The sequence below is a fragment of the Sulfurovum sp. genome (assembly GCF_049668085.1).
In the GTDB taxonomy this organism is placed as follows: Bacteria; Campylobacterota; Campylobacteria; order Campylobacterales; family Sulfurovaceae; genus Sulfurovum.
Genome location: NZ_JBATIY010000174.1, coordinates 1 through 7,054 on the forward strand (window position 1 = coordinate 1; position 7,054 = coordinate 7,054).

General features: G+C 38.2%; 8 protein-coding genes. 4 read left to right on the forward strand and 4 right to left on the reverse strand.

The features are described 5' to 3' along the window. The 4 genes from ftsH to hisH all read right to left on the reverse strand — a co-directional run. Window positions 1-1,633 (reverse strand): ATP-dependent zinc metalloprotease FtsH (gene ftsH, locus WBM70_RS10465; protein ID WP_424558451.1); only part of this gene is annotated, 1,633 nt, incomplete at its 3' end. Next, entirely contained in the window at window positions 1,626-2,453 is an 828-nt protein-coding gene (locus WBM70_RS10470) for a 50S ribosomal protein L11 methyltransferase (RefSeq protein ID WP_424558452.1), read from the reverse strand. The genes WBM70_RS10470 and ftsH, both read right to left, overlap by 8 nt. Next, on the reverse strand, window positions 2,443-3,156 hold the full coding sequence (hisA, locus tag WBM70_RS10475; RefSeq protein ID WP_424558453.1) for a 1-(5-phosphoribosyl)-5-[(5-phosphoribosylamino)methylideneamino]imidazole-4-carboxamide isomerase: 714 nt from the start codon (window positions 3,154-3,156) through the stop codon (window positions 2,443-2,445). Before hisA ends, WBM70_RS10470 begins: the two co-directional genes overlap by 11 nt. 10 nt (window positions 3,157-3,166) lie before the next feature. Continuing rightward, window positions 3,167-3,790 carry an imidazole glycerol phosphate synthase subunit HisH gene (gene hisH / locus WBM70_RS10480; protein WP_424558454.1) on the reverse strand — a complete coding sequence of 208 codons (624 nt, stop codon included), beginning with the start codon at window positions 3,788-3,790 and terminating at the stop codon, window positions 3,167-3,169. 125 nt (window positions 3,791-3,915) lie between these two features. On the opposite strand from hisH, the gene WBM70_RS10485 reads away from it, so the two are divergent. From WBM70_RS10485 to WBM70_RS10500, 4 genes are all read left to right on the forward strand, one after another. Further along, entirely contained in the window at window positions 3,916-4,800 is an 885-nt protein-coding gene (locus tag WBM70_RS10485) for a lysophospholipid acyltransferase family protein (protein WP_424558455.1), read from the forward strand. After that, on the forward strand, window positions 4,797-5,687 hold the full coding sequence (locus WBM70_RS10490; protein WP_424558456.1) for an ELM1/GtrOC1 family putative glycosyltransferase: 891 nt from the start codon (window positions 4,797-4,799) through the stop codon (window positions 5,685-5,687). Before WBM70_RS10485 ends, WBM70_RS10490 begins: the two co-directional genes overlap by 4 nt. Continuing rightward, complete coding sequence (locus tag WBM70_RS10495) at window positions 5,684-6,778, forward strand: glycosyltransferase family 4 protein (RefSeq protein ID WP_424558457.1); 1,095 nt, start codon at window positions 5,684-5,686, stop codon at window positions 6,776-6,778. Before WBM70_RS10490 ends, WBM70_RS10495 begins: the two co-directional genes overlap by 4 nt. After that, on the forward strand, window positions 6,771-7,054 hold a 284-nt coding region (locus WBM70_RS10500; protein ID WP_424558458.1), incomplete at its 3' end, for a hypothetical protein. The genes WBM70_RS10495 and WBM70_RS10500, both read left to right, overlap by 8 nt.

Genomic DNA, 7,054 nt, shown 5'->3' on the forward strand with positions numbered 1-7,054 from the left:
CCACATCAGTCATACCGTATACTGATATCATGTCTTTTAAGATGGCAGTAGCACGGTCAAGGTCATTACCGGCACCGGTACTGATCTCACCTATGAAGACTTCTTCAGCGGCACGACCACCGAGAAGTACGTCTATCTCAGCCATAAGTTCGTGTTTTTGTTTCAAGAATCGCTCTTCATCTTCAGGGAGGTGTAGAGTATACCCCAATGCACCCATCCCTCTAGGGATGATAGATACTTTGGTTACACGTGTTGCACCTTTGGTAAGTTCTGCCATAAGTGCATGACCACTTTCATGATAAGCTACGATCTTTTTTTCTACTTCTGAGATCTTTCTATTCTTTTTTTCAAGTCCTACAAATGAACGTTCTATAGATTCTAGAAGATCTGCCTGTTCGATCTCTTTTTTGTTAAATCGTCCTGCAAGCAGTGCTGCTTCGTTGATGATATTTGCCAAGTCCGCACCTGCCAGACCAGCTGTTTGTTTTGCAACGATCTTCAGGTCAACTTTGGCAGATAGTTTAACCCCTTTAGAGTGTACTTTTAAGATGGCTAAACGTCCATCATAGTCAGGTTTGTCTACAAGTACCTGTCTGTCAAAACGTCCTGCTCTAAGAAGGGCTGCATCGAGTGTTTCAGGTCTGTTTGTAGCAGCAAGTACAATGACTGGAGTATCTGTACCAAAACCATCCATCTCTGCTAGGAGTTGGTTGAGTGTTTGTTCTCTTTCATCATTTCCACCCATTTGTCCACCAGATGCACGACTCTTACCGATAGCATCTATTTCATCAATGAAAATGATAGAAGGAGCTTCTTTTTTGGCTTGAGCAAAAAGGTCACGCACACGACTGGCACCTACACCCACAAACATTTCAATGAATCCAGAACCACTGACAGAGAAGAAAGGTACAGATGCTTCACCTGCTACAGCTTTGGCAAGAAGTGTTTTACCAGTTCCTGGAGGTCCTACTAAAAGTAAACCTTTTGGTATTTTCGCTCCAAGTTCCATGTATCGTTCCGGAAACTTAAGAAAATCAACGATCTCTTTGACTTCATCTTTGGCTTCTTCTACACCTTGTACATCAGAAAATTTTGTCTCCGGTTTTTCAGAATTGATGAGTTTGTCTGCTTTCCCTGCACCTAAGATACCACCACCCATGCCTTTAGACATTTTTTTAGCTAAGAAGATCCAAATACCAAAGAAGATCAGGATAGGAAGCAAGGAACCTAAAAGGTCAGAGATAAATCCACCACCCATGATACCTTCATAGGTAATGTTCTTTTCTTCTAAAAGAGGGATAAGCTCTTTGTCATAGGTAGGGACATTTTGTGCAATAAAACGTGTTTTACGCCCATCAATATCTGCAATAGCTTCTACCGTGGTAGGAGTGAGTTTTACAGCTGTAATGCTCCCTTTCATGATTTCACTTTTGATCTCTGAGTATTTTACTTTTTTTGTTTGTGTAACATTGCTACTGCTGTCTAACATATTGCCTAGACCATCACTATCACCTACAAATGATTTAAATATCATGATGATCACGATAGAAAAGATCGCAAATGCCAATAACGGGTTGTTGTTAAAAAAATTATTATTGTTATTATCTTGGTTGTTATTATCTTGCTTAGCCATTTATTTCCTTCTTATATACAAGTGTTACCCACTCATCTTTTAATGTTCGCTTGACTAGAGTGAGTTCTTTGAATGATTCCACTACTAGGTCTTCTTTTTTATCTAAAATACCTGAAAGTATCAATAGACCTTCTTCTTTACAGGCAGATTTTAGATCTTTTGCTATAAATCTGAGTACATCTGCTATGATATTTGCGATGACCACATCATACGTATTTTCAGCTTTATCTATAGACCCTTCCCAGAGTTTGTCATAGTTTTCTTCATTTAACTCGAAATTCTCTTTACAGCTTTCAACAGAAAGAGGGTCGGTATCACAAAGTTCAACGTTTGCACCTAATTTTTTACATGCAAGACCTAATATACCTGAACCGCACCCCACATCTACAACAGATTTTCCGCTATCTACATAGTGACTGATAGCTTCTAAACACGAAAATGTTGTGGCATGATGTCCAGAACCAAAAGCAAGAGCAGGGTCTATCTTGATATTGATAAAATCTTCTTTTGCTTCATACCAGCTTGGAAAGATATAAAATTTACCAGCCTCTATAGGTTGGATCGAGTCTTGATAGGTCTTTATCCAATCTACATTTTCTTTCTCTTCAAGTACATAGGTCATCTCTATAGAACCATTTAACTCTTGAGCTAAGGATACAAGAGCATCTTTAACGAAAGTTAAATCAGATTCACTTCGTACAATGATCTCTCCTTTACCTAACTCTAGACCTTCATCATAAATATTTGCGATGAAGTCGGCAATCGTATCTACAAACTGATCATCAAGAGTCACCGTAAGTTCGTAGTAGTTATCTTGCATTCGCTACCTTAAACGCTTCTTCAAGGTCAAGTGTACCTTCGTAAAATGCTTTTCCTACAATGGTACCATCGATACCGGCTTCTATCAAGGCATTGATATCGGTCATATCTTTCAAGCCACCTGAAGCGATGGTTTCAAGACCTGAAGCTTTTTGGATCTCCAGAGTAAAGTCTATATTCACACCGGTCATCATTCCATCACGACCAACATCTGTACAGATGATAGCTTCGACACCAGCGTTAGCGAATTCTCGTGCAAGATCAGTTGCTTTCATATTACTTACTTCTCCCCAGCCTTCTACTGCGACCATACCGTCTATGGCATCGATTCCCACGACGATAGGGTATTTTGCAGCCATATCTTTGACAAACTGAGCATCTTTCACAGCGATGGATCCTAAAATAAGTCTATCGATCCCAAGTTCCAAATACATCTTGATCGTCTCTTCATCACGGATACCACCACCCAGTTCAAGCTTGAGGTTACAGTGTTCACGAATCTGTCTGATCTGTTCCAAATTTTCAGGTTTACCTGCAAAGGCACCGTTAAGATCAACAAGGTGTACCCACTCAGATCCAAGTTCTTCAAATCTTTTAGCCACTTGCCAAGGTTCATCTGAATAAATTTTTGCAGACTCCATGAGTCCTTTGCTTAGTCTTACGGCTTTACCGTCTTTGAGGTCTATTGCTGGTAGTATTGTCATCTGTTTATTCCTATAATTTTGCAAAGTTTTCTATGATCTTTAAACCATTTTCATGGCTTTTTTCAGGGTGTGGTTGTATGCCGTAAATATTTCCATTTTGTACAGCCGATACAAACTCATATCCGTAATGGGTTTTACCTATCGCATACTGGTCATCGCATACAGCATGGAATGAGTGGACAAAATAGAGATAAAAATCTTGAGGCAGTTCAGTAAAAAGTGCCGTTTCTTTTTGCTGAAAAAGTTCATTCCAGCCCATATGAGGTACTTTAAGAGGATGGTCAAATCTACTCTCATCAAAAGCGACCACTTTTCCAGGAATAAGCCCTAAACCTTTTGTACCATTGTCGTCTTTTGCAAACTCTTCAGAACTCTCAAAAAGCAATTGCATTCCCAGACAGATACCCAAAAGAGGTTTTCCTGTTGCAGCAAAAGCAATTACTGCTTCATCCATACCATTTTCTTTGAGGTGTTCCATAGCATCGCCATAGGCACCTACACCAGGTAAGATAAGCTTGTCGTATTGACTGAGTTTAGAAGGGTCACTCTCTAAAGTGGCATCTGCTCCGACTTTAGCAAAAGCATTGATGACAGAAGCAAGGTTTCCCATGTTGTAATCGACGATTCCTATCACGATATTGTTCCTTTGGAAAGCTATAAATAAACGTGATTATAGCAAATTAAATTGAAAGCAGATGCTTTAGCCTTCATCCTTTAGGCTATTTGGGTAGAATAACCTATTAAAGTAATGGGTTTGCAATGAGAGAAAAAATAGAATATAGCTTAGTAAAACTGTTTTTGTGGTTGGCAAAGATCACACCTAAATCATTTATCTATGCTATGATGAAAGGCCTTACCCTTCTTGTTTATCATCTAGATAAAAAAAGACGTCACATTACCAGGACAAACCTTAGCAGGGCATTTCCTGAGAAAACTCCCGAAGAGATCGAGGCACTTTCCAAAAAAGTGTATACCGAACTTTCTATTACTATTTCTGAGATACTGCTGATGTTCACAGGCCAATTCAACATTGATGAAGCTGTTAAAAATTTGGATGAAGCTAAAGAGAAATTACAAAAGATAGTACAAAATAGTCCCAATGGAGTGATCGTCATGACCGCACATTTTTCCAACTGGGAACTTGCAGCACACTTTTTGGCTAAAAATGGGCTTCCTATGTTGGCTATAGGACGGACAGGAAATAATAAACTCATCGATCAAAATATCACCATTCCTTTTAGAAATAAATATGGAAATCGTGCAACTTCAAAAGACAATGCCATGCTTTCTATGGCGAAGACACTTAAAAAGGGTGACGCCGTAGGACTTCTAATAGACCAAAAAGCAGGCTCTCAAAATAGTGTAAAAGTGGACTTCTTCGGCATAGCAGCGGAGACGACTCTTTCAGTAGCAATGCTGAAGTTAAAATTTAACCCTACTGTCATACCCATATTCATTGCCAGACAGAGTGATGGAATGTATGAGATGATCATTCATGAACCTATTGATTATGTTGCAGAGGAGATTGAAGATAAAGAGAAGAAGTTAGAAGGAATGACTTTGAAATATAATCAAGCGATAGAAGAAGTTATTCGAAAATATCCAGCGCAATGGTTTTGGATGCATAACAGGTGGCGTATATGAGTAGCGTTCTCATACTCAGTGATGATCGCATGGGGCATCTTAATCAGTCTTTGGCATTTGTGAAATATGTAGATGCTAGTTATGATGTTATGTCTGTCAAGTTTAGATATAAATGGTATAAGGCACTTAGCTATATACTTGATAAGATAGGTATATATACAGAAAAACTGTTTGATGCTCAAATAGATAAAAAATACGATATGGTTGTGGGAACAGGTTCCACAACTTCTTATGCGACCAAAGTTTTAGCGAAGAAAATGCATGCTAAATCTGTAGCTATGATGCTGCCACGTGGGTATCGTTATGATTTTGATATCATTTTTGCCCAAAGTCATGATAATCCACCCAAACAAGAAAATATTATAGAGATACCTGCGAATTTTTCTTATGTGGAACCAAGAGGTTTATATCAGTCAGGAAAACAGTCTATTGGGATTGTGATCGGTGGAGATAATAAACATTTTAAAATGGATAGGGCAAAACTCAAAGTCCAATTGGACTTTATCAAACAGTACTATGAAGCGTATGAAGTTGCCATAACCACTTCTCCTAGAACAAGTGAAGAGATAGAAAGTTTGATAGCATCATATGGGTTTGATTATGAGGTGATCTTCTCCAGAAATCCTATCAATCCTATTCCTGATCTTCTTGACCAATGTGAGATTGTATGTATCACGGGTGATAGTACTTCAATGATCTCAGAGGCTATCTCATATGGGAGATCTAATGTAGTGGTATTGCCTTTAGAGAGCAAAGAAGAAAATAAATTCACTCGATTCATAGAAACTTTGGAAAAAGAAGGGTACCTGCATATTTTTAATGGAAATATCAAAAATAAAAATAAAAAAATAGATTTTAAAACGTACCTAAAAGAGGTGAACGTATGAAAATAGTACAGCTTTTACCAGAACTAAATGAGGGTGGTGTAGAACGTGGTACTATGGAGTTAAGCCGTGAGTTGGTAAAGTTGGGGCATGAGAGTATTGTGATCAGTGCAGGAGGAAAACTAGAAGCACAGATCAAAAAAGATGGGGGGAGGCATATTACTTTAGATGTATGTTCTAAAAATCCTTTGACTGCTTTTTCTCGTATGCTTCAATTACGAAAGATTTTGAAAGAATTAAATCCAAACATACTTCATGCAAGAAGTCGAGTTCCTGCATGGCTTACCTACTTGGCAAATAAAAAGCTTCATTTGCCTTTTGTGACTACTGTTCATGGATTCAATAGTGTGAGTCCCTATAGTGCCATCATGACAAAAGGTGATAGTGTGATCTGTGTGAGTGGGGCTATAAAGGATTATATACAAAAGCATTATCAGACAGAAGAGACAAAGATCACGGTGATCCCCAGAGGAATAGACCTGGAAAAGTTCAACCCTGAAAACTTGGATAAAGCATTTATAGAGAATTTTAAAATGGAGTATCATTTAGAAGATAAACGCATCATCACCACAGTAGGGCGCATTACTCAGCTTAAAGATCACCAAACATTTATACATGCGATCGGATTACTCAAAAAGCATGATCCAAAGGTACTAGGATTAATTGTAGGTGGGGTACGTGAAGATAAACAAGAGTATTTTCAATCATTGGAAATGCTTGTAAAAAAGTTGGACTTAAATGACAATATCATCTTTACAGGTTCCCAGAATAAAGTGGCTGAAATTTATGCGTTAAGTGACGTGGTCGTGAGCAGTTCAAAAAAACCTGAAAGTTTTGGTAGAAGTGTAGCAGAGGCTTTGGCTTTGAATACACCTGTTATTGCTACAAACCATGGCGGAGTACTGGATATTATTGCAGAGGGTGAAAATGGTTTCTTTTATCCCGTGGGTGAGAGTGAAGAGTTGGCAGAAAATATAGCTAAGTGTCATACGCTTGAATTTGATGGATATGCCTATATCGAGAAGCATTTTTCTCTTGAACAAATGGTTCAAAAAACGCTGGATGTCTATGGAAAGGTACAATATAGTGTCTAAGATCTTAGCATTAGGTGATTGCAACACATTGGGTATACGATCTTTAGTGGGCAATGCACATCCTGAACGTTTTGCCAAGGCGATCAATAAAACGGTGTCAAATTGTGGATTTACGATGTCTACAACCAATGAAATGTTACATTTTTTTAAAGACTTTAAAGAGAAGGAAACTGAAATTATTTTAATACAATACGGATTAGTTGATTCCTGGAAGACATTTACATATGCTCCCTATGTATTGTATTATCCAGATAATAAAATACGAAAGACTTTTAG

Coding starts and splice junctions, on each gene's coding strand:
- WBM70_RS10470 (WP_424558452.1), bottom strand. CDS start 2,453: ATGCAAGATAACTACTACGAACTTACGGTGACTCTTGATGATCAGTTT.
- WBM70_RS10485 (WP_424558455.1), top strand. CDS start 3,916: ATGAGAGAAAAAATAGAATATAGCTTAGTAAAACTGTTTTTGTGGTTG.
- WBM70_RS10495 (WP_424558457.1), top strand. CDS start 5,684: ATGAAAATAGTACAGCTTTTACCAGAACTAAATGAGGGTGGTGTAGAA.
- hisA (WP_424558453.1), bottom strand. CDS start 3,156: ATGACAATACTACCAGCAATAGACCTCAAAGACGGTAAAGCCGTAAGA.
- WBM70_RS10490 (WP_424558456.1), top strand. CDS start 4,797: ATGAGTAGCGTTCTCATACTCAGTGATGATCGCATGGGGCATCTTAAT.